This is a genomic window from Streptomyces sp. NPDC001852 (genome assembly GCF_042891825.1).
In the GTDB taxonomy this organism is placed as follows: Bacteria; Actinomycetota; Actinomycetes; order Streptomycetales; family Streptomycetaceae; genus Streptomyces.
This window is the reverse complement of sequence record NZ_JBIATN010000014.1, coordinates 136,940-155,243: the sequence shown is the minus strand read 5'-3', so window position 1 is coordinate 155,243 and position 18,304 is coordinate 136,940. Positions and strand designations below refer to the sequence as shown.

Here is an 18,304-nt window from a genome sequence, read left to right as displayed (position 1 = left end):
TGTCATCGCAGCGCCCCCTCAGCGGCCGAGAATCAGATCGAACGGCGTCTGCCGGCCCACGTTGATCGTCGCGGTGACCGAGACCTGGGTGCTCAGCGGCATCGGCGGGCCGCTCTGTGACGTCCAGGCGAAGCCGGTCCGGGTGGAGGCGTCGGGAATCAGATCCACCACCACCAGCCGCGGCGGTGCCCCGTTGAGATAGGGCCGGGCCGCCAGCTCCCCGCCGACCAGGCCGGACACGGCCTCCTTGGTGAGCGCGTACGGGCTGATCGAGCTGATCCTGCCGCGCAGCAGGCCGAAGGCGCCGGACGGCGCGGTGGACACCGAGAGGTCCACGGAGTCGCCCGGGCCGAGGCCGGCCGCGCGGGTGGCGGGGACGAAGACCATCGCGACCATCCGGTCTTGCGCGTGGTCGGTGCGCTCGACGGAGGCGACGGGCGAACCCGGCGCGACCACCTGTCCGTCGGTGACGGACAGTCCGACCACCCGCCCGCCGAAGGGGCTGGTGATCTCCTGCAGACGGCCCCGGGCGTCCTGCACCCTGATCACTGTCTGCCCCGGCCGGACACTGTCGGCGGGCCGGGTCAGGACGCCGCGCACCATCCCGCCGTACGGGCTCTGGATCATCGCGGTGCCGCTGGGACGGGTGAGCAGGCCGGGCGCGTCCACGGTGATCGGGATCCGGCCGGCGAAGGTCCACAGCACCGCCGCGCTCATGGTGATCAGGACGACGAACAGCGCGATCCAGCCGCGTGGCGCGGCCAGCAGGGTCGGCGAGTCGAGCTCGTCCGGCTCCCGCATCCGCTGCAGAGCCTTGAAACGGAACTTCATCGCCGGTCCCCTCCTCGGAACGTCATCTCTTGGGCTCTCTTCGCGGCACTCCGACGTCCTGACGGAGCGTCATGGGCCTGCTCCCGACGACCAGTTCGCCGACCGTGCCCTCGGTGAGGAAGTCCAGGCCGCTGGCCGTGGCGAAGTCGGCCGCGTCGCCGCCGCCGAGGCCGCAGACCGCGAGGTCCATCGCGGTGCCGACCAGGTAGAGGGTCTGGTAGAGCACGCCGACGTGCTTCAGGATCAGCGGGTAGGCGACCGTCTCGTACTTCCACATCACCCGGCCGAAACGGGCGGTGACCAGCAGCACCACCTGGGGGTCGGTCGTCATCAGGGCGGACTCGCGGGCACCGGTGACCAGCGCCGCGGTGGCCGGGCCCGGCTCGGCGACCAGCTCCAGCTCGTGCCGGTCGGTCGCGTAGTGCCACAGCCCCGGCCTCAGGCCCGTGCACTGGGTGACGAGCGGATAGACCTCCAGCTCGTGCACCGCGCCGCCGCTCGGGTACGGACGGTCGGCGTGCTCCTGGCGGTCGCCGCCGGTGAACGTCTGCCGGCGGCGCATGGTGCGGTAGAGCAGCTCACCGAGCTGGTCCACGGTCAGCGGTGACTCCTCGTCGTGGTCGCGGACCGAACGGCGCTGCTCCAGGACCTCGGTGAGCGGCTTGTCCGTACGGGCGAGGGCGGCGAGGTCCGGAACGGCCGGCGCGACCTTCTCGCCGGGGAAGGGCGGGGGAGAGGCGGGCTCGGGCGCGAAACGGTCGCCGAAACGGTACGTGCCGCCGTACCCGGCCACGGTCGAGGGCCGCCGGGTGCGGGAGTGGAACATCAGGTCGAGCGCCGACCACTGGGCGAACCGCCGCTCGCCCGTCTCCGGTTCCTGCCCGGCCGAGCCGTACGCCAGCAGCCCGGCCACGTCGAACAGCCGGAGGATCTGGCGTACGGCGTCGAGGGTGAGCCCGCCCGGCAGCTGCGCGAGCGCGGCGGGGCTGGTCCATCCGGCGAGGGCGGGCAGCAGCCCCGCCGCCCCGGTGCCCAGCTCCACGGCCAGCGCACTGCCCGGCGCGCGGACCAGCAGCGCACCGTCCTCGGCCGCGGCGGTGGCGAACCGGGAGAGCTTCACCTGCCGGGTGGGGTCGGGGACGGGGCCCGGCAGGGCGGCGCCGCGGCCGATCGGCCGCAGCCGGGCCAGTGGTTCGTCGGCGGCCTCCGTCACCAGGTGGACGGACGTCTCCAGCATCCCGGCCATGCCGAGCCGGCGGAAGGCCAGCTGCCAGCGCAGCAGCCCCGTCTCACCGTCCCGCGCCGCCACCAGGGCCCCCAGCTCGTCCTCGGTGTGCTCCCCGAAGGCCAGCGCGGCCACCGCCTCGCGGGCCCCGGCGGACAGGTCCGGCAGGTTCAACGAGCCTGTGGGCGCGACGAGCCGGACGGTACGGGCGCCCGCCGGCGCCGCCTCGCACCCGGCGTCCCGCCGCAGCCGGACCCGCCGGACCACCCGCGCGGCCACCGTGGGCGCGGCCGTCAGCTCGGCACCGGCGTGAGCACCGGTCATCTGCGCAACCTCCGTCTCCGCGCCGGCCCGGCCGGCGGTCGTCGGCGCCCCCGTCCCGGCGGTCGTCTGTGCGTCGGCCCAGGGAGCGGTCGCCTGTGCCGCGGTCAGCGCGGCAGGAATCTGCGCGCTGGTTCCAGCAGCGGTCATCTGGGCAACGGCTGTCTGCATGCCGGTCCGGACAACGGCCGCCTGCGCGTCGGAGCGGGCGGCAGCCGTCTGCGCGTCGGTGCGGGCGGCAGCCGTCTGCGCGTCGGAGCGGGCGGCAGCCGTCTGCGCGTCGGAGCGGGCGGCAGCCGTCTGCGCGTCGGTGCGGGCGGCAGCCGTCTGTGCGGGTGTCGTCTGTGCGGGTGTCGTCTCTGCTGTCGTCTCTGCGGTCATCTCAGGGATTTCCCGGCCCGTTCTAGAAGAAGACGTTCTTCGGGTTGAGCTGGTCCTCGGTGTGCGCGGTGGCCAGCCAGCCCTGTTCGACCGGGACGTCGTAGAGCCGCCCGGGAGCCAGGCGGCGCCAGAAGTGCCGCATGCCGGGGGCGATCACCTTGACCACGCTGAGGTCGAGGTCGGGCCGGCTCTGGTCGAGCACGATGATCTCGATGCCGCGGGCCCGCGCCCGCTCCACGCAGTCCCGCACATGGTCGGCCAGGTCGTCGCCGGCGGGCGGGGCGAAGTCGGTGACGACGGTGGGCGCCAGGTCCTGGGCCGGGAGCAGCCAGGGCTCCTCGGCGATGGTGGCCGTCCGGCACCATTCCAGGGTCTCCAGGTCGTCCGTCCGGTACAGGGTCGCGCCGCTGTCGTCGCGGCGGTCCACGAACGGAAGGAACTGGTTGACCTCGGTGAGCGCCCGGATCGCGGCGATCCGCGCGTCCGGGTGCGCGCCGAAACCGACCATGATGTCCTCGACCTCGTGCCTGCGCCGGGAGACGGCCGCGAAGGTGGGCACGCCCAGGTCGGAGGTGATGTCCAGGACCCACAGCTCACGGTCGACCGAGGCGTAGAAGTCGCGCATGGTCTGCACGTACGGGTCGTTCAGCGAGTCCAGGTCGAACGCGGGCCGCCGCAGCCGGTTGTACCACCACAGCGCCACCGCGTCCCGCTCGACGACCTCGCAGAACCCCTGCAGGATCGCCTCCTCCAGGGTGTTGCCGCTGGCGCAGCCGTTGGAGTCGCCGACGCAGTAGAAGTGCCGTGCCAGGTCGGGGTGGCCGTACCAGGCGTAGCCGGAGGGGATCAGCCGCTCGGTGTCGTGGGTGAGCGACCAGGCACGCGACCAGTCGAGTGCGGCGTCGACCGGGAAGGGGTCGGGCACCAGGTGCAGCCGGTGGGACGGCTCGGCGTTCCATTCGGCGCGGCCGTCGAACTGGGCCTGGGAGAACAGCAGCAGCCGGTCCATGTGGACCGCGGTGTCCGGGTCGAGATCCTGGTAGGCGGCGCGCACCACGGGCTCCTCGCCGCGCCAGACCGCCGAGTAGCGCTCGATCGCCTCGCAGACGGCGCTGACCTTGGCCTGGATCTCCGACCGGCCCTTGCCGCCGCTCTGGCCGCGCATGTTGCGGCGCAGCAGGTCCATGTTGTCGTTGACCATGGCGAAGTTGTGGCCGGCCGTGAAGCTGTAGGTGATGCCGTTGCCGGTGTCCTCGTGCGCGCCGAGGCGGGTGATGGCACCCAGGTGCGGGCTGATGTGGTGCTTCAGCCGGTCGTAGGTGAACTGCGGGGCCTGGACGCGGTATCCGCCGTCGGTGGTGTGCCCGGCCGGGCTCGGCGACAGCACCACCTTGGGGCTGCGCTCGGCGATCAGGCCGGGGTCGCCGCAGCTCGGGCACTGCGGCTGGCGGACCAGGGTGTGCTCGGTGGTCTGCAGGGTGGCCAGGTCCCACGTGACCATCTGCCCTTCCAGCGCGGCGGAGGTTCCGCTCGCCAGGAACTTCGCCGTCTCCGCGGCCAGCAGCTGCCCGAGCATGGCCGGACCGGCCGGGACGGCCGCGCGCGTCGGGTGGAACGGGGTGGCCTGGCCGCGCTTGCCGGCCAGGTAGCGCTCGACCTGCCGGTTGCCGCTGATCCGCTGCGCGATGCAGGTCCAGCAGCCGGTGGCGCCCGGGCGCAGCAGCGGGCCGAGCCAGGGGCTGGTGCCGGTCGGCTTCGCGAGCAGCCAGGGGCGCCCGTCGGCCAGCCGGGCGGTGTTCAGCCGTTCCAGCGCCGGGTCGAGGTAGTCGTCGGTCAGCGCGATCAGCAGGGTGTCCGCACCGCCGGCCAGTGCCCCGGCCTCGTCCACCGCGCGCGCCCGGAAGCCGGTCGCGTGCAGCGCCTCGACCACCGGGGCGGCCGAGGTCGCCCCGAGGGCCAGGACCAGCAGCTCGGTGCGGTCCATGGCGGTCCGTACGGCGGCCGGGTCGACGCCCTGGGCGTCCCAGTAGGCCAGCGCCTCCTCGGGCAGGTCGGGGCGGCCTTCGGCGAGGTGCCCGGCGGCCTCGTAACGCCGCAGCGCGGTCAGCGCCTGGCCGAGCGGCACACTGCCGCCGAGCTCCTGCAGGATCTCGGCGACCGTGCGCCGGCCGTCCAGATACGGCAGGAGACGCACGGCGGCGGCTCCCGGGACCAGGTAGTCCTGACCCTCGCCGAGCAGGAAGACCTTTCCGTCCACCACTTCGCTCAGGAAATGGGCCTTGAGGCGTGGCCGTTCCATGTGTCATCCCCCCGTGTTCACGAGTACTGCGGTCTCCGCTGATTGAGAGTTGAATTGCTCCCCGGGGGCATTCGAACACGCGGCCAAAACCTGTGTACATACTGCAAATTAGGCGCCCGTCACTCCCTACGTATCGGCACGCATTACGTATTCGACGGCGCCAGTACGTAGGTGCATACGTATCCCGCCGCGCGTTGACAGCGTGATCGGGTGCGCGATACTGGTGTGCCGACGGGCCAACGGGGGGACGCATTGTCGGCAGGCAGTCTGTTGCATCGTGAGCGGGAACTGGGGGAGCTGGGCCGGGCACTCGACGAGGCCGGCGCCGGACGGCCCGCCGTGGTTCTGATCCAGGGACCGAGGGGAATCGGGAAGACCGCGCTGCTGCGCGCCGCGCTGGGCCGGACACCCGCCGACGCCGTGGTGCTGCGGGCACGGTGTCACGACAACGAACGTGACTTTCCCTACGGCGTCGTCCGCCAGCTTTTCGACCCGTTCATGAACAAGCCCGGCCGGCCGAGCCGACCGGACCGTTCGCAGCGGTCGGAATTCCCCGCGGAATCACCCGGCGGATACCTTGCGGAGGCGCTCCCGGGCGCCGTACCGGCGGCCTCCGGCGCAGAAGCCGTAAACGGCCGTCACCATGTGCTGAACAACCTTTTCCACGCCGCGCGTTCCCTCACCACCCGCACCCCGGTGGTGATGGCGATCGACGATCTGCACCTGGCGGACGACGCGTCCCGGCAGTGGTTCTCCTACCTCGCCCGCCGGCTCGACGGCCTGCCGGTGGCGCTGCTCGCCACCACCGCCGACGAGGCCGCCGACCCGCTCACCGCCGAACTCGGCGCGCTCGGTCACACCCGCACCATCACCCCGGGACCGCTCTGCGACAGCTGTGTGGCCGAGCGGGTGAGCGCGGCGTTCGGTGCCCCGGTCGACCCGGAGCTCGCCGCCGTGTGCCACGACCTGTCGCGGGGGAACCCGCTGGTCCTCGAGGAGCTGACGGCCCGGCTGCTGGACGCCCGTACGTCGCCCGGTGCGCCCGATCCGGACGCGGTGCTGCGGATCGGCGCCGCGACCCTCGCCGACACCATGCTCAGCTGGCTGCGGCGCAGCCATCCGCGGGCGATGGAGCTGCTCACCTCCCTCGCCGTGCTCGGCCCCGGCGCGGACCTGACCACCGCCGCGCTGCTCGCCGGCCAGGGGGACCTGCTGGCCGACGAGGCCCGCGAGGCGCTGCGGCGCACCGATCTGATCGACCCCGGCCCGCCGGAGACCTTCCGCCATGAGCTGGTCCGCACGGCCGTGCTGGCCCGCACCGATCCGGGCGTCCTGGTCGCGCTGCACGAGCGGGCCGCGGCGCTGCTGGTCCGGCTCGGCGCTCCCGCGGGCCGGGTCGCCGAGCATCTGATGTCCTCCGGCACCGCCAGCCTGGACTGGGCGCTGCCGGTGCTGCGGACGGCCGCCGGGGAAGCCGCCGCCGACGGCCGCCTGGACGCCGCCGCCTGCTATCTGCAGCGCGCGCTCGCCGAGGCGAGTGACCCCCGGCTGATCCAGTCGCTCACGGTCCAGCTCGGCACCGTCGAGCTGCACCGCGACCCGGCCGCCTGCGCCCGGTACGCCGCCCGTCTCGCGGTGGCCGCCGACCCGGTCGAGCGGGCCCGGCTGCTGCTGCCCTTCGCCAACCCCGTGCTGGCGCTCACCGCCGCCGGGGCCGCGGTGCCGTTCGCCGAGGCGGCCGGCACGCTGGCCGCCACCGAGGACCCGGCGGGCGAGCTGCTGCTGCCGCTCGCCGCGCAGGCGGTCCTGGCCGGGCAGCGCACCGCCGTACGGCGTGCGGTCGCGTCGCTGCGGACGGCCGGGGACGAGCCGGCCGCTTCGGGTTTCCTCGGCGCGCTGGCCGCCATGGCCGCGGCCGGCGGGCGCTCACCCCGGCGCGCGGTCCGGCTGGCGGCCCGGTGCGTCAGCGGTGCCTCGCCCGCCGACGCGGGCATCGGGGTGCTGGGGGCGGCGATGGCCTTCGCCTGGAGCGGCCGGCTGGACGAGGCCGCCGTCTGGGCGGGCCGGGTGGTCCGTTCCGCCCAGCGCCTGAACCACCCGGGCGAGCTGGCGCTGGCGCTGCTGGCCCGCTCCGACATCGCCTACCGGCAGGGTCACCTGGACACCGCGCTGTCCGACGCCGACCGGGCGGCCCGGCTGGCCGCGCAGATCCACGTCGACGAACTGGCCGGCGCGGCGGCCGCACTGCGGATCCGGGTGCTGCTGCGGCGCGGCCGGACCCCGGACGAGTCGCCGCTCACCCGGGCCGCGCTGCCCGCCGACACGCATCCGCTGATCCGGGCGGTGGTGCTGGAGGCCCGCGGGCTGGTCGCGGCGGCGCGCGGCGACCAGGAGGAAGCGCTCCGGCTCTTCCTGGAGTGCGGCCACCAGCTGGCCGTGCGGGGCATCGCCAACCCCGCCTGCGTCCCGTGGCGCACCCACGCCGCGCAGGCGTACCAGACGCTGGGCGAGCACGCCGCGGCCCGGACCATCGCCGCCGACCCGCTGCCCGGCGCGGACACCCGTCCCCGCCCGGCACCGGATCGCGGCCCTGTGATCGGCACGCGGGACGCGGGCCCGGTACGGCTCACCCCGAGCGAGCGCCGGGTGACCGAGCTGGTCCTGCAGGGGCTGAGCAATCTGGAGGTGGCCGAGCGGCTCTGCCTGAGCAAACGCACGGTCGACACCCACCTGGGCCGCATCTACCGCAAGCTCGCCATCAAGGGCCGCCCCGAACTCGCCGCCGCAGTGAAGGCGTTGTGACGGCGGTCAGGCCGGACTCGGCGCTTAAGGGGTCACGCAGCACGGTCGGCCGCGTGGGCCGGATCTGCCGCAGGTCAAAGTGTGCCGACATCGCTGCCACGGCCGCAGGGTCGCCGCCGAGTGGCGTCCCGAACTCGCCACCGTCGTCGGGTGGTTGTGACGGCGGCCAGGCCGGACTCGGCGCCCCCGGCGGGTCGCGCAGCGCGGTCGGCGCCCTCGGGACGGATCCACCGCAAGTCCGCCGCCAAGGACCGCCGCGAACTCGCCGCCGCCGTCAGGGTGTTGTGACGGCGGTCAGGCCGAACTCGGCGCCCCACGGGTCACGTAGCACGGTCGGCTCTCCCGGGCCGGAGCGGAGCACCGTCGCCCCGTGAGTGAGGGCACGGCGTACCGCGTCGGCCGGGTCGGTCGCGCCGAAGTACGGCAGCCACAGCGGACGGCCCTGGTCGCTCTCGACCACGCGGGCCTGGCCGGATCCGTCCAGCTCCAGTTCCAGGTGCTCGTCCCGCGTTGCGAGGCGGTAGCCGAACAGCTCGCCGTAGAAGCCGGCGGCCCGTACGGCGTCGGGCACCCGCAGCTCGTGCCCGGACACCGCGCCGGGCTCATCGGCGAGCACCACTCCCTCGTCGCGGTGGCCCTCCCAGAAGCCGACGACCACGCCCGAGGGGTCGACCGCGAGGAAGAGCCGCCCGTCGTCACCCGCCGGCACCGGGCTCATCACCACCCGTCCACCCAGCCGCCCGACCTCCACGCAGGTGTGGTCGGCGTCCTTGGTGGCCAGGTACACGTTCCAGCTGGCGCTGGGCGGCAGTCCGGCCGGGCTGCCACCGAAGCCGGCGACGATCCGCCCGCCGAGCGTGGCCAGCTGGTAGCCGGACGACTCGGCGGTGAACTCCCAGCCCAGGAGGGCCGTGTAGAACGCCTGGCTCCCGGTCAGGTCCGGAGTGATGCAGTCAACCCAGCACGGTGTGCCGACAGCGTATCGGGTACGTAAAGGCATGATGCGCGCTCCTCCTGGGGCACTTCTTGATCGATCAATCCGGCCGCCTCCTCCGCCCCGCTCACACCGGGCAGCTCGAGACGGAAGGCGGGCGCTCCCTCGAGCAGCCCGGCAGAACCGTCCGGCCATGCCTGCGCGGTGAATGCGCGAGGCGTCAACCGGACCCGTTCGTCAGCACTTCGGCACAGCTGGACCAGCGTAGGCCGACCCAGCCTGGCCCGGACCGGCGCCACCGGCCCGAGACACTCCGGCCGCACCAGCAGCACCTCCGCACCGGTCGGCGAAGTGACCGCGCGGCACAGCTCGCTCTGCAGCCCCGCCCCCCGCAGCCAGGCGGCGGACCGGCCGCGCGCCTCCAGCGGAACGAGATACGGCAGGACCTCCCCGGTACGGCGGTCCAGCACCAGCAGCCGCCCCGAGACGAACTCCCAGGAACGCTGTGCCAGCGCCGCGCCGACGTTCGCCTGCTCCGCGTACGGTCCGCCGATCAGCGCGACCGGGGTGTTCCCCCTGGCCAGCACGACGGCCGGGACCAGGCAGAACCGGTCCTGCAACGCGGCGAAGGGCGGCAGGGCAGGCGGCACGTTCCCCCAGCCCCGGAAGGCCCGGCGCAGCAGGGGAGTGCCGTCACCGCGCCGGACCAGGAACTCCGCCGGAGCGGAACCGGTCGATTCGAAGAACTCCACGCGGAGCTGATCGGGGCTTGCGGAGTTGCGCACCACATGCGGACCGAAGTGGAACGCGACCTCGTCCCGGTCGGCCGCGATGACACCGACTTCCATGCCGAAGAAGTCCAGCACGATCGGTTCCCTGGCCGTCACAGCACCTCCTGACGGGTTGTTGCACAGTCCCTTGAGCGTCGTACGGGTGCGGATGCGCCCTAGTGCGGCCCGGGGCCGAGGCGCCAGCCGTGGAGCTGGGAGGCCGCCCACAGCGCCCGGCGGCACAGATCCGCGCCGGCCGCGTCCGCCGCGCAGGGGCTGGGGCCGGTGTAGAAGAGGACCACATCGGTCCGTCCCGGACGGGCGGCCACGGTGACGTGCTCCAGCCCGCTGCGTTCCTCGGCCACGGCCCACAGCAGCGAGCCCAGCAACGTCCCGTCCAGGACGTGGTCGGCGGTCGGTCCGACCAGCGTGGCGGTGGCCATGTGCACGGTTGTTCAGCCCTTTTGGTCAGTCCCAGCGGATGTCCTGGTCGGTGTGCATCGTGATGCGGAGGCCGCCCGGGAGCAGCCCCGAGAGCGGCGCGTCGTCGACGGCGGTCTGCACGGCTGCGGAGACCCCGGTGCTCGCGGCCGTCGGCAGGGCGCTGTCCGTCATCGCGTGTGCCGACCCGGCATAAGCGCCCAGTGAAACGAACATCGCGAGCAGAGCGGACGCGGCAAGTCTGTTACAGGAAAGCATGATTCCCCCTGGAAAATGCAGTACCCCGAAATACCGTCGCAGGTCGATTTCTGATGGCCGGCCATCACCGGGTGACGGCGAATCATCATCGACGGATGGTTCGGAACGAGAAGGCCCCCGTGGCCTTCCGGCAAGCAAGATTCTGCGGGAGCGGTCCACGCATCGGAAGGTCTTCCGGGCGGCATGAAAAGCGCTTTGGCACTTTGGTGCCACGCGAAAGCCGCGGCGGCGGAGTGCTGCGGCCGGGATCACCTCCTCGTCGGTTGTCGTCCCCGTCAGGCGCGTGGGATGATCGGCGGGCGGTACGCCCGGACGCAGTGCCGGGGGGACAAGGGGCGTGCGTGCGAGGGGTGATACGACAGCCATGCGGGGAATCGATGGTGCGGCGCAGGCGGTGTACCGCCTGATGCTGACCGATCATCAACTGGGCGTGGGGGAGCTCGCCGACCGGCTGGGCATGAGTGAGGACGGGGTACGCGCGGCACTCGACCAGCTCGCCGACCTCCGGCTGCTGCGGCCCTCCGACGAGGTGCCCGGCGAGGCGCCCGGCGGACTGCGGCCCGTCGACCCGCGGGTCGGCCTGGCGGCCCTGCTGCAGCACAACGAGTCGCAGCGGCTGCGCAGGGAGCAGGAGTTCGAGGAGAGCCAGGCCGCGATCACCCGGCTGCTGGCCGAGTACCGCGACGAGTCGGCGAACGAGGAGAACCACCGGATCGAGCGGCTGCTCGGGATGGCCACCGTGCAGGCCAGGCTGGAGGAGCTGACCCGTACGATCTCCACCGAGTGCCTCGCGTTCAGCCCCGGCGGTGCCCAGTCCGTCACCTCCCTGGAGTCCAGCCGGCCGCTCAACTCCGACGCCCTCTCCCGGGGCGTGCACATGCGCACGGTCTACCTGGACAGCGTCCGCAAGGACCGCGCGACCACCAGGCACGCCGAGTGGCTGACCGAACTGGGCGGCCAGGTACGGACGGTGCCGGCGCTGCCGCTGCGGATGATCATCTTCGACCGGGAGGTCGCCCTGGTCCCCATCGACCCGGCCAACACCCGCAAGGGAGCGGTCCAGATCACCTCGGTGGGCGTGATCACCGCGCTGGTCTCGCTCTTCGAGCAGGTCTGGGCCGACGCGACGCCGCTCGGCACCCCGCAGGAGCCGGACGAGCAGGGACTGACCCGCCAGGAGCGCGAGTTGCTCCGGCTGCTCGGCCAGGGCTACACCGACGAGGCCGCCGGCAAGCACCTCGGGCTGTCGCTGCGCACCGTCCGCCGGATGATGGCGGACCTGATGGAGCGGCTCGGTGCGCGCAGCCGTTTCGAGGCCGGACTCCACGCGGGCCGCCGCGGCTGGCTCTGACCGCGCGACGGCCGTCCGGCGCGAGAACAGCCGGAATACCCAATTCGGTTACTGCGCATACGTACACCGGAAATAGCGGCCATACGTACGGCGGTTTTTCGGTATGTACGGCCTCCGGTGGGCGTGTTTGAATGACCGCGTTGTCACCGACGCCGGGGAAGGCGGCTGGTCTTTGGCGGGGATGACTCCTCCCCTCGCGGTGGACCGGAAATACCTCGTCCTGGCAGCGAGAGGAAAGAGGAATCGTGACCGAGCATTTCCTGTCCGCCTATCTCACGCCGCCCGGGGCGGGCGCGGTGTTCTCCGTGCGCCACGACCAGAACGTCGCCCTCTGGCGGCGGGAGGGATCGGCGCTGACGCTGGTCCGCGTCTGGGAGCTGGAACGGATCAGCGGACAGAAGCACCACTTCTGGCCGCTCTACACCGAGGAGCGCGCCACGGCGTTCCTGGACGCCCTGCTGGCCGAAGAGGGCCTGACCCTCGCCGACATCAGCGCCTGCTGGGGCACTCCCGGCCTGCCGAAGGACCGGCCCGTGCCGAAGCCGGCCGGTGCCGAGGACTTCCCCGTGCACAGCCTGGCCCATCTCTTCAGCGGTGTCCTGCGCGACACCCGGCTCTTCCGCGAGGGACAGATCATCGGTCTGGCCATCGACGCCCTCCCCGACTACGCGCAGGAGAACCGTCCCAACCGCTACTGGTACGCGGGCTGCGTGGCCAAGGCCGGACAGCTCAGCTTCGAGCCGGTCGAGTCACCCGGGCCTCTCTACACGGCGGCCGAGACCGTCTTCGGCCTGGAACCGGGCTCGCTGATGGCCCTGGCCTCGGCGTCACCGACCAGCATCGAGTTCGACGCCGAAGCGGCGATCGAGGGCGTGACATTCTTCGGCGGATCGACGACGCAGCCGTGGAAGCAGGCACATGACCTGGTGCGCGACATCGTCGCCGAAGCCGAACGCCAGCTGGAGGGAACGCCCCTCGACCCCGCGCTCAGCCGCGAGGACAACCTGCGCAGCGCGGTGATGAAGGTCGTCCAGCGCTGCTGCGAGTCGATCGCCGTCCGCAACGTCGAGCGGCTGCTCGCGGCCGGCGGCATCCGGGCCGAGGACACGTATCTGTCGACCAGCGGTGGCTACGCGCTCAACTGCCCCACCAACACCCTGCTGATGGACCGGTTCGGCTTCAAGGGGCTGATCACCCCGCCCTGTGCCAACGACTCCGGCCAGGGCATCGGCCTGGGCCTGCTCGGCCTGTACGGCTCGGGCGCACTTCAGACGGCCGACCTGCGCATCGACTCCGCCTACTTCGGCCGTGACGTCACGGACACCGAGGACGCCCTCGCCGAGTTCGCCCCGTGGATCGCCTCGGTCACCGACTTCTCGGCGGAGCGGTTCGTCGCCGATGTCAGCGACGGCGTCATCGCCTGGGTCGACGGCCGGGCCGAGCTCGGGCCGCGCGCGCTGGGTCACCGGAGCCTGCTCGGCGACCCGCGGTCGGCCAAGGTCAAGGACCTGCTGAACGACATCAAGCGCCGCCAGTGGTGGAGGCCGGTCGCGCCCGTCGTGATGGCGGAGCACGCACCGCGGTGGTTCGCCTCGGACCGTGAGTCGCCGTACATGCTGGAAGCGGTGCAGGTGCGGCCCGAAGTGCGCGATCTGGTGCCCGCCATCGTCCACCTCGACGGCTCGGCCCGGCACCAGACCGTCACCGCGCGGGCCAACCCGGCGCTGCACCGGGCGCTGGACGCCTTCCGGGCCGCGACCGGCGTGCCGATCCTGTGCAACACCTCGCTCAACGACAAGGGCGAGGCCATCGTGGACACCGCGGCCGAGGCGCTGAACCTCTGCGTCCGCAAGGGCATCGGCGTGCTGTACCTGTGCGGGCGCCGGGTGGAGCTGCGGGCGGAGCCGGTGCCGGCGACCCCGGCGCCCGAGGGCCCGCGCCCGCGCGCCCTGGAGTACTTCGCGGGCCAGGAGGCGGACCGCGACGCGCTGTGGCAGAGCTGGCTGGACCGCGGCTACACGGTCGAGGGCATGTACCACCTGTCCCGCAGCCATGAGCTGCGCGCGGAGCAGGAGATCTCGACTCCCGAGCGGGTCAACATGCTCGCCGCCTACCGCACCAGGGTCGACCCGTCCTTCGCCGGACTCGTCGCCAACTTCCGGCGCACCCACGGTCCCGGCGGCTCCTTCGTCGACCCCTCGACGCTGACCGGCGCCTTCGGCGTCATCAACCCGCTGCGCCGGGGCCGCTGAGGCGAGGGCCGCACAGGCGGACGGGGGGCCGGGCGCGATGCCCCGCCCCCCATCCGTGGATCAGTTCAGTTCCGTGTGCCGTTCAGTTCAGATGCGAAGCGATCAGCGGGGCCACCGCCCCGGGTCGTTCCAGGAGCGGCAGGTGCCCGGAGTCGAGCAGCGTCAGCAGCCGGCAGTCCGGGACCGTGGCCTGAAGCTTTTCGCCGTTGCGGACGAACGCGGGCATGTCCTCGGCGCCGACGACCACCAGGGTGCGCGCGGTGATCCGGCGCAGATCGTCCTCGGTGTGCCGGCAGGCGGTCAGCCCGTCCATCGCGCGGTCGCCGAGCTCGGCCCAGCTGTGCCGGGCGACGACGGCCCGCAGCGCGGCCCGCAGCTCCGGGTGCCGTTCGGTGCCCTTGAAGATGTCGGGCGGTGACTGCATCCACAGATCGGCTAGCTGCTCCCCGGGGCCGGTCATCCGGTACAGCATCGCCAGCTGGCGGTAACGCACCTTCGCCGCCGCGTCGTTGGCCGTACCGGCGAGGGTGGGTGCCGCCACGACCAGGCGCTCGACCACCTGTGGCTGCCGTACGGCGAGTTCCACCGCGGCCATCGAACCGAAGGACAGCGCGACGACCCGCCGGGCCCCGGTGTCCTGGGCGATCTCGGCGAGCTGCCCGGCGAGTCCGGTGAGCGTCAGCCCGGCCGGGATCGGGGCGGAGCCGCCGTGCCCGGGCAGGTCCACGCCGATGTGGGTCCAGCCGGGCAGCCGGTCCCACAGCGGCCGCCACACGGTGGAGTCCATGGTGTAGCCGTGCAGCCACAGCACGCCCGGTCCGCTGCCGGAACGATGCAGACGGAGCCCGCTCACCGAGCCGCCCCGGCGTCGTCGGCCGCCTGTTCCTCGCCCACCCGGTCCGGCAGGGTGCCGAAGTCGGCGCAGAAGGCGCGGAAGGCACGCACGGGTGCGTCGCGTGCGTCGTACTCGACGGCCGCGTGGGGGTTCAGGTGCTCCCAGACCACCTTGTCCTCGCCGAGTGCCTTCTCGCTGCCCTCGATCAGCGCGGGCAGCGCGGACCGCTGATCGCCGCGCACGCCGATCGCGACCCGCGCGACGCAGCCGCCCTCGGCCGTCGGCACCGAGCCGGTGACGATCACATGCACCTCGTCCGGTGGCCCGAACTCGGTGACCACGACGGACGGGCTGAACGCGTGGGCGAGGAACCGCGGCTTGTAGTCCCACCGCACGGTCCTGGTGCGTACGGCCTCCCAGCGCACCTCCTCCAGCCGGCGGGCGTCCTGCCAGGGCGAGGTCTGCATCAGGAACTCGCCCTCGATCACGAGTTCCCCGCCGTCGCCCGCCCGTGTCGCCATTCCCCGGGTGCCGGGCACCCCGTGGACGGCCTTGAAGTGGTCGGGGTCGAAGGCGTTCTCCACGACGTACTCGGACGCCACCGCGACCGGCAGGGTGACGGCCTTGACCAGCGGGTAGGTGGTCTCCCACGCCTTCACGGCCTGCTCGAAGCCGCGGTCGCCGCCCGGGTCGTCGGTGAGCCGGACGAAGAGCGCCTCGCCCCAGGCGAGCACCGGGTGCTCGGCCACCGACCAGCGCCTGGCGGCGTCCCCGAGGGCGATCCGCTTGCCGTGGAAGGGGCAGACCACGCAGTCGCCCTGGCGCGTGCCGCCGTACCCGAGGTGGGCGCCGCGATGCGGGCAGTCGGCGTCGAAGACCCGGATCCGGTCGTCGTCCCGCACGGCGATCAGACGGCGGTGGCCGACCGCCAGCGGGGTGATCTCCCGGGCCAGTTCGGACCGGAAGGCCAGCAGATACCAGCCGTTGTGCACTGTCGTGGATTCCATGGTCATCGATTCGCCAATACCTTGAGCAGTTCCTCTGCCGCCCGCTCGCCGCTCGCCAGGGCGCCCTGCACCCAGGGCAGCCGGCTGCCGGTGACCGTCGCCTCGCCGGCGAAGAAGAGCGTGTCGTCCACCGGTGCGGCCCATTGCCGTACCGCGTCCGCGCGGCCGGTGCGCGGGGCCGTGAACGCGCCGGTCGTCCACGGATCCCGCCCCCAGTCCGCGACGGTCAGGCCGGCCACCCGGGCGCCCGCCGTCCAGGGCATGACGGTCTCCAGCAGCCCCGACAGCGCCGGGGCCCTGCGCACGGCGGCGCGCAGGGCCCCGGCCGCCCCGGCCTTCGCCACGAACAGCACCTCCGGCCGGCCCGCGGAGCAACGGACGAAACCGCCCCTGCCGTCGACGTCGAAGGTGATGACGTCGTCGGGCGCTTCGCGGGTCAGGGTGACCACCGCACAGAATCCGTCGCCGAGCGGCATCCGGCAGGCGGCCGCGAGCTTCGCGGCGGGCACGGCGGGGTCCGGTCCGGTGATGCGCAGCCGCCCCTGCGCCAGCACCGGGGGCGGCACGGTGATCACGGCGGCGGAGGCGCTGGTCGTACCCCGTACGGTGGTGGCCTCGACCCGTCCGGGCAGGCAGCGGATCTCCTGTACCGGATCGCCGAGTTCGATCCGCAGGTCCTGCGCGAGCAGCAGCGGAAGCCGGTCGAATCCGCCGTGCACGGCGAACTCGCCCTCGCCGACGGCGGCATCGCCCCGGTGGGCGTCGGCCACTGCGCGGGCGCTCAGCTCGTCCGGTTCGGCGGCCCAGTTCTGCCGGAACCACTCCTTGGCGGCCCGTCCTTCCGGGTGCGCGCTGCCGCGGGCGTCCAGCCAGGCGCCGACCGACCCGCCCGCCGGGCCCAGGGCCCGGTGCAGCCCGGCCTCCAGCAGCCAGGGGGGACGACGGCCGTGGCCGCCCAGGACGCCCATGTCCTGGTTGGCGCCGTCCTGGACGATGCGGGCGGTGATCCGGCGCGGCACGGTGGTCATCCGGTCGGCGCCGACCAGCGCGTGCACCGGATTGCGCGCGCCGTGCACCACCTGGGCGCCGAGTTCCAGCGCAGGTCCGCCGTCGGCGGGGCGGAAGGTGTGGATACGGCCGCCCACCCGGTCCCGGGCCTCGTGGACGACCACGGTCAGTCCCTCCCGGCGCAGGCGCCCGGCGCAGGCCAGGCCGGAGGCGCCGGCGCCCACCACGATGACATCGGCCCGCATCAGCGGTGGTCCTCCTCTGCCGTTCCGGGTTCCGTGCCGTCCGGGCCCGGGACGCCCAGGTCCACGGGGAAGACGCGCAGGCGCCGCGGCACCAGGCACCGGTCCCAGTCCGGCGTACCGTGCGGGCCGCGCATCCCGGGAAACCGGCGCAGCAGCCGCGGCAGCAGCAGGGCGCCCGCCTGCCGGACCAGCTGGGCGGCCAGGCAGAAGTGCGGGCCGCCGCCGAAGGCCAGGTGCGGGTTGGGGTGCCGGTCGACGCGCAGCTCGTCGGGGGCGGCGAAGACGGCCGGGTCGCGGTTGGCCGCGGAGATCACCGCGAGGACGCGGGCGCCGGCCGGGAGGGTGCCGCCGGCCAGGTCCACGGTGTCGGTGGTGACCCGGGCGGTGAACGGGATGGGGGCCTCGAGCCGGAGCAGCTCGTCCACGGCGCGACGGGCCGCTTCACCGCCCCCATCGCCGCCTGCTCCGCCCGCGTCGCCGCCTTCCCCGCTCGTGTCGTCGGCGGTGGCGAGCCGGTGCACCGCGGCGCGGTCGGGGAGGAGGGTGCACAGCGCGTTGCCGACCAGCTCGGCGAGCGGCTGCCAGCCGCCCACCACCGCCAGGTTGAGGACGCCGAGCATCTCCGCCCTGGTGAGCCGGTCGTCGGCCGCGAACGCGGCGAGCGGCGCGGCGCTGCCGCCCGGCGTCAGCGTGGCGGTGTGCGCGTCCAGATGACGGGTGAGCGCGGCGGCCGCGGTCCGCCCGAGGGCGGCACGCGCCGGCGGGACCATGGGGTCGAGGTTGATCGAGGCGGCCCGGGCGAGGGTCTCGAAGCGGGCGTACTCGGCCGTCGGGAGCCCGAAGAGACGGCCGAAGACGGCGGTGGCCAGCGGCCGGCCGATGTCGGCCACCGCGTCGGGCCGTTCGGCCGCCGGGCGGCGGCCGAGCCGGTCGAGGAGCTCGTCGACGTCGCGGGCCAGATCCCCGGCGATGGACCGGACGGCGGACGGCCCCAGGAGCAGTGCCCCTGGGGCCCGCAGCCGGTGGTGGTCCGGCGGGTCGGTGGTGAGCATCGACGGCGGGAGCGCGTCGTCACGGGCGCGTTCGCGCTGCCCCTTGGCCGCCGAGAACCGCGGGTCGCGGAGCACCGTCTGGCAGTCGGCGTGCCCGGTGACCAGCCAGAGCCGGGAGGCGGCGTCGTAGTGCACCGGATCGTGCGTCCGCAGCCACCGGTACGCCGGATGGGGGTTGGTCCGCCCCACGGGGGAGAAGGGGTGGTGGAGGTGCTCCGGCAGGCGCACCGGCGCCATGGTCATGGTCCTGCTCCTGCTTTCTGCTAGTGCTTCTGCTCCCGCTCCCGCTCCC

The 18,304-nt window shown here is 73.4% G+C and carries 14 protein-coding genes; 3 read left to right on the top strand and 11 right to left on the bottom strand.

The features are described 5' to 3' along the window. Positions 1–18: 18 nt before the first annotated feature. Genes ACFYZB_RS24795 through ACFYZB_RS24785 form a run of 3 tightly spaced genes read right to left on the bottom strand, consistent with a single transcriptional unit; the run spans position 19 to position 5,057 of the window. Positions 19–831, bottom strand: a complete 813-nt coding sequence (locus ACFYZB_RS24795; protein ID WP_388762409.1) for an HlyD family efflux transporter periplasmic adaptor subunit — start codon at positions 829–831, stop codon at positions 19–21. 22 nt (positions 832–853) lie between these two features. Further along, positions 854–2,758 (bottom strand): SagB family peptide dehydrogenase, encoded by a 1,905-nt coding sequence (locus tag ACFYZB_RS24790; RefSeq protein WP_388762406.1) that lies wholly within the window; start codon positions 2,756–2,758, stop codon positions 854–856. 22 nt (positions 2,759–2,780) lie between these two features. Further along, positions 2,781–5,057, bottom strand: coding sequence for a TOMM precursor leader peptide-binding protein (locus tag ACFYZB_RS24785; protein ID WP_388762403.1), 2,277 nt, complete (start codon positions 5,055–5,057; stop codon positions 2,781–2,783). Between the two features lie 270 nt (positions 5,058–5,327). Here ACFYZB_RS24785 and ACFYZB_RS24780 point away from each other — a divergent pair, with 270 nt between their 5' ends. Beyond that, positions 5,328–7,859, top strand: a complete 2,532-nt coding sequence (locus ACFYZB_RS24780; RefSeq protein ID WP_388762400.1) for an ATP-binding protein — start codon at positions 5,328–5,330, stop codon at positions 7,857–7,859. A gap of 274 nt (positions 7,860–8,133) precedes the next feature. On the opposite strand, the gene ACFYZB_RS24775 is transcribed toward ACFYZB_RS24780, so the two are convergent. Genes ACFYZB_RS24775 through ACFYZB_RS24760 form a run of 4 tightly spaced genes read right to left on the bottom strand, consistent with a single transcriptional unit; the run spans position 8,134 to position 10,220 of the window. After that, positions 8,134–8,859 carry a VOC family protein gene (locus tag ACFYZB_RS24775; protein ID WP_388762398.1) on the bottom strand — a complete coding sequence of 242 codons (726 nt, stop codon included), beginning with the start codon at positions 8,857–8,859 and terminating at the stop codon, positions 8,134–8,136. Further along, on the bottom strand, positions 8,793–9,680 hold the full coding sequence (locus ACFYZB_RS24770) for a hypothetical protein (RefSeq protein ID WP_388762396.1): 888 nt from the start codon (positions 9,678–9,680) through the stop codon (positions 8,793–8,795). The genes ACFYZB_RS24775 and ACFYZB_RS24770 overlap by 67 nt, the downstream gene beginning before the upstream one ends. A 59-nt stretch (positions 9,681–9,739) precedes the next feature. Beyond that, positions 9,740–10,006, bottom strand: a complete 267-nt coding sequence (locus ACFYZB_RS24765) for a hypothetical protein (protein ID WP_388762393.1) — start codon at positions 10,004–10,006, stop codon at positions 9,740–9,742. A gap of 25 nt (positions 10,007–10,031) precedes the next feature. After that, positions 10,032–10,220 carry a hypothetical protein gene (locus tag ACFYZB_RS24760; protein WP_388762390.1) on the bottom strand — a complete coding sequence of 63 codons (189 nt, stop codon included), beginning with the start codon at positions 10,218–10,220 and terminating at the stop codon, positions 10,032–10,034. Positions 10,221–10,626: 406 nt separating this feature from the next. On the opposite strand from ACFYZB_RS24760, the gene ACFYZB_RS24755 reads away from it, so the two are divergent. Then, a complete protein-coding gene (locus ACFYZB_RS24755) occupies positions 10,627–11,613 on the top strand; it encodes a LuxR C-terminal-related transcriptional regulator (protein WP_388762388.1) in 987 nt (328 codons plus the stop codon). Positions 11,614–11,858: 245 nt separating this feature from the next. After that, positions 11,859–13,865 (top strand): carbamoyltransferase C-terminal domain-containing protein, encoded by a 2,007-nt coding sequence (locus tag ACFYZB_RS24750; RefSeq protein ID WP_388762385.1) that lies wholly within the window; start codon positions 11,859–11,861, stop codon positions 13,863–13,865. Between the two features lie 82 nt (positions 13,866–13,947). Here the strand turns inward: ACFYZB_RS24750 and ACFYZB_RS24745 are convergent, their stop codons facing one another. From ACFYZB_RS24745 to ACFYZB_RS24730, 4 genes are read right to left on the bottom strand one after another with little or no spacing between them, the layout of a single operon-like run. Continuing rightward, a complete protein-coding gene (locus ACFYZB_RS24745) occupies positions 13,948–14,718 on the bottom strand; it encodes an alpha/beta fold hydrolase (RefSeq protein WP_388762383.1) in 771 nt (256 codons plus the stop codon). Further along, complete coding sequence (locus tag ACFYZB_RS24740; RefSeq protein ID WP_388762380.1) at positions 14,715–15,713, bottom strand: Rieske 2Fe-2S domain-containing protein; 999 nt, start codon at positions 15,711–15,713, stop codon at positions 14,715–14,717. Before ACFYZB_RS24740 ends, ACFYZB_RS24745 begins: the two co-directional genes overlap by 4 nt. Next, the gene (locus ACFYZB_RS24735; protein WP_388762377.1) at positions 15,710–16,960 is read right to left on the bottom strand and encodes a flavin monoamine oxidase family protein; all 1,251 of its coding nucleotides are present in this window, start codon (positions 16,958–16,960) and stop codon (positions 15,710–15,712) included. The genes ACFYZB_RS24740 and ACFYZB_RS24735 overlap by 4 nt, the downstream gene beginning before the upstream one ends. Beyond that, positions 16,960–18,255 carry a cytochrome P450 gene (locus ACFYZB_RS24730; RefSeq protein WP_388762374.1) on the bottom strand — a complete coding sequence of 432 codons (1,296 nt, stop codon included), beginning with the start codon at positions 18,253–18,255 and terminating at the stop codon, positions 16,960–16,962. Before ACFYZB_RS24730 ends, ACFYZB_RS24735 begins: the two co-directional genes overlap by 1 nt. Positions 18,256–18,304 lie beyond the last annotated feature (49 nt).

Bases quoted from the DNA above. Each gene is read 5' to 3' on its own strand.
- ACFYZB_RS24795 (WP_388762409.1), bottom strand. From the start codon at position 831: ATGAAGTTCCGTTTCAAGGCTCTGCAGCGGATGCGGGAGCCGGACGAG.
- ACFYZB_RS24790 (WP_388762406.1), bottom strand. From the start codon at position 2,758: ATGACCGCAGAGACGACAGCAGAGACGACACCCGCACAGACGACACCC.
- ACFYZB_RS24785 (WP_388762403.1), bottom strand. From the start codon at position 5,057: ATGGAACGGCCACGCCTCAAGGCCCATTTCCTGAGCGAAGTGGTGGAC.
- ACFYZB_RS24775 (WP_388762398.1), bottom strand. From the start codon at position 8,859: ATGCCTTTACGTACCCGATACGCTGTCGGCACACCGTGCTGGGTTGAC.
- ACFYZB_RS24765 (WP_388762393.1), bottom strand. From the start codon at position 10,006: ATGGCCACCGCCACGCTGGTCGGACCGACCGCCGACCACGTCCTGGAC.
- ACFYZB_RS24760 (WP_388762390.1), bottom strand. From the start codon at position 10,220: ATGTTCGTTTCACTGGGCGCTTATGCCGGGTCGGCACACGCGATGACG.
- ACFYZB_RS24755 (WP_388762388.1), top strand. From the start codon at position 10,627: ATGCGGGGAATCGATGGTGCGGCGCAGGCGGTGTACCGCCTGATGCTG.
- ACFYZB_RS24740 (WP_388762380.1), bottom strand. From the start codon at position 15,713: ATGACCATGGAATCCACGACAGTGCACAACGGCTGGTATCTGCTGGCC.
- ACFYZB_RS24735 (WP_388762377.1), bottom strand. From the start codon at position 16,960: ATGCGGGCCGATGTCATCGTGGTGGGCGCCGGCGCCTCCGGCCTGGCC.
- ACFYZB_RS24730 (WP_388762374.1), bottom strand. From the start codon at position 18,255: ATGACCATGGCGCCGGTGCGCCTGCCGGAGCACCTCCACCACCCCTTC.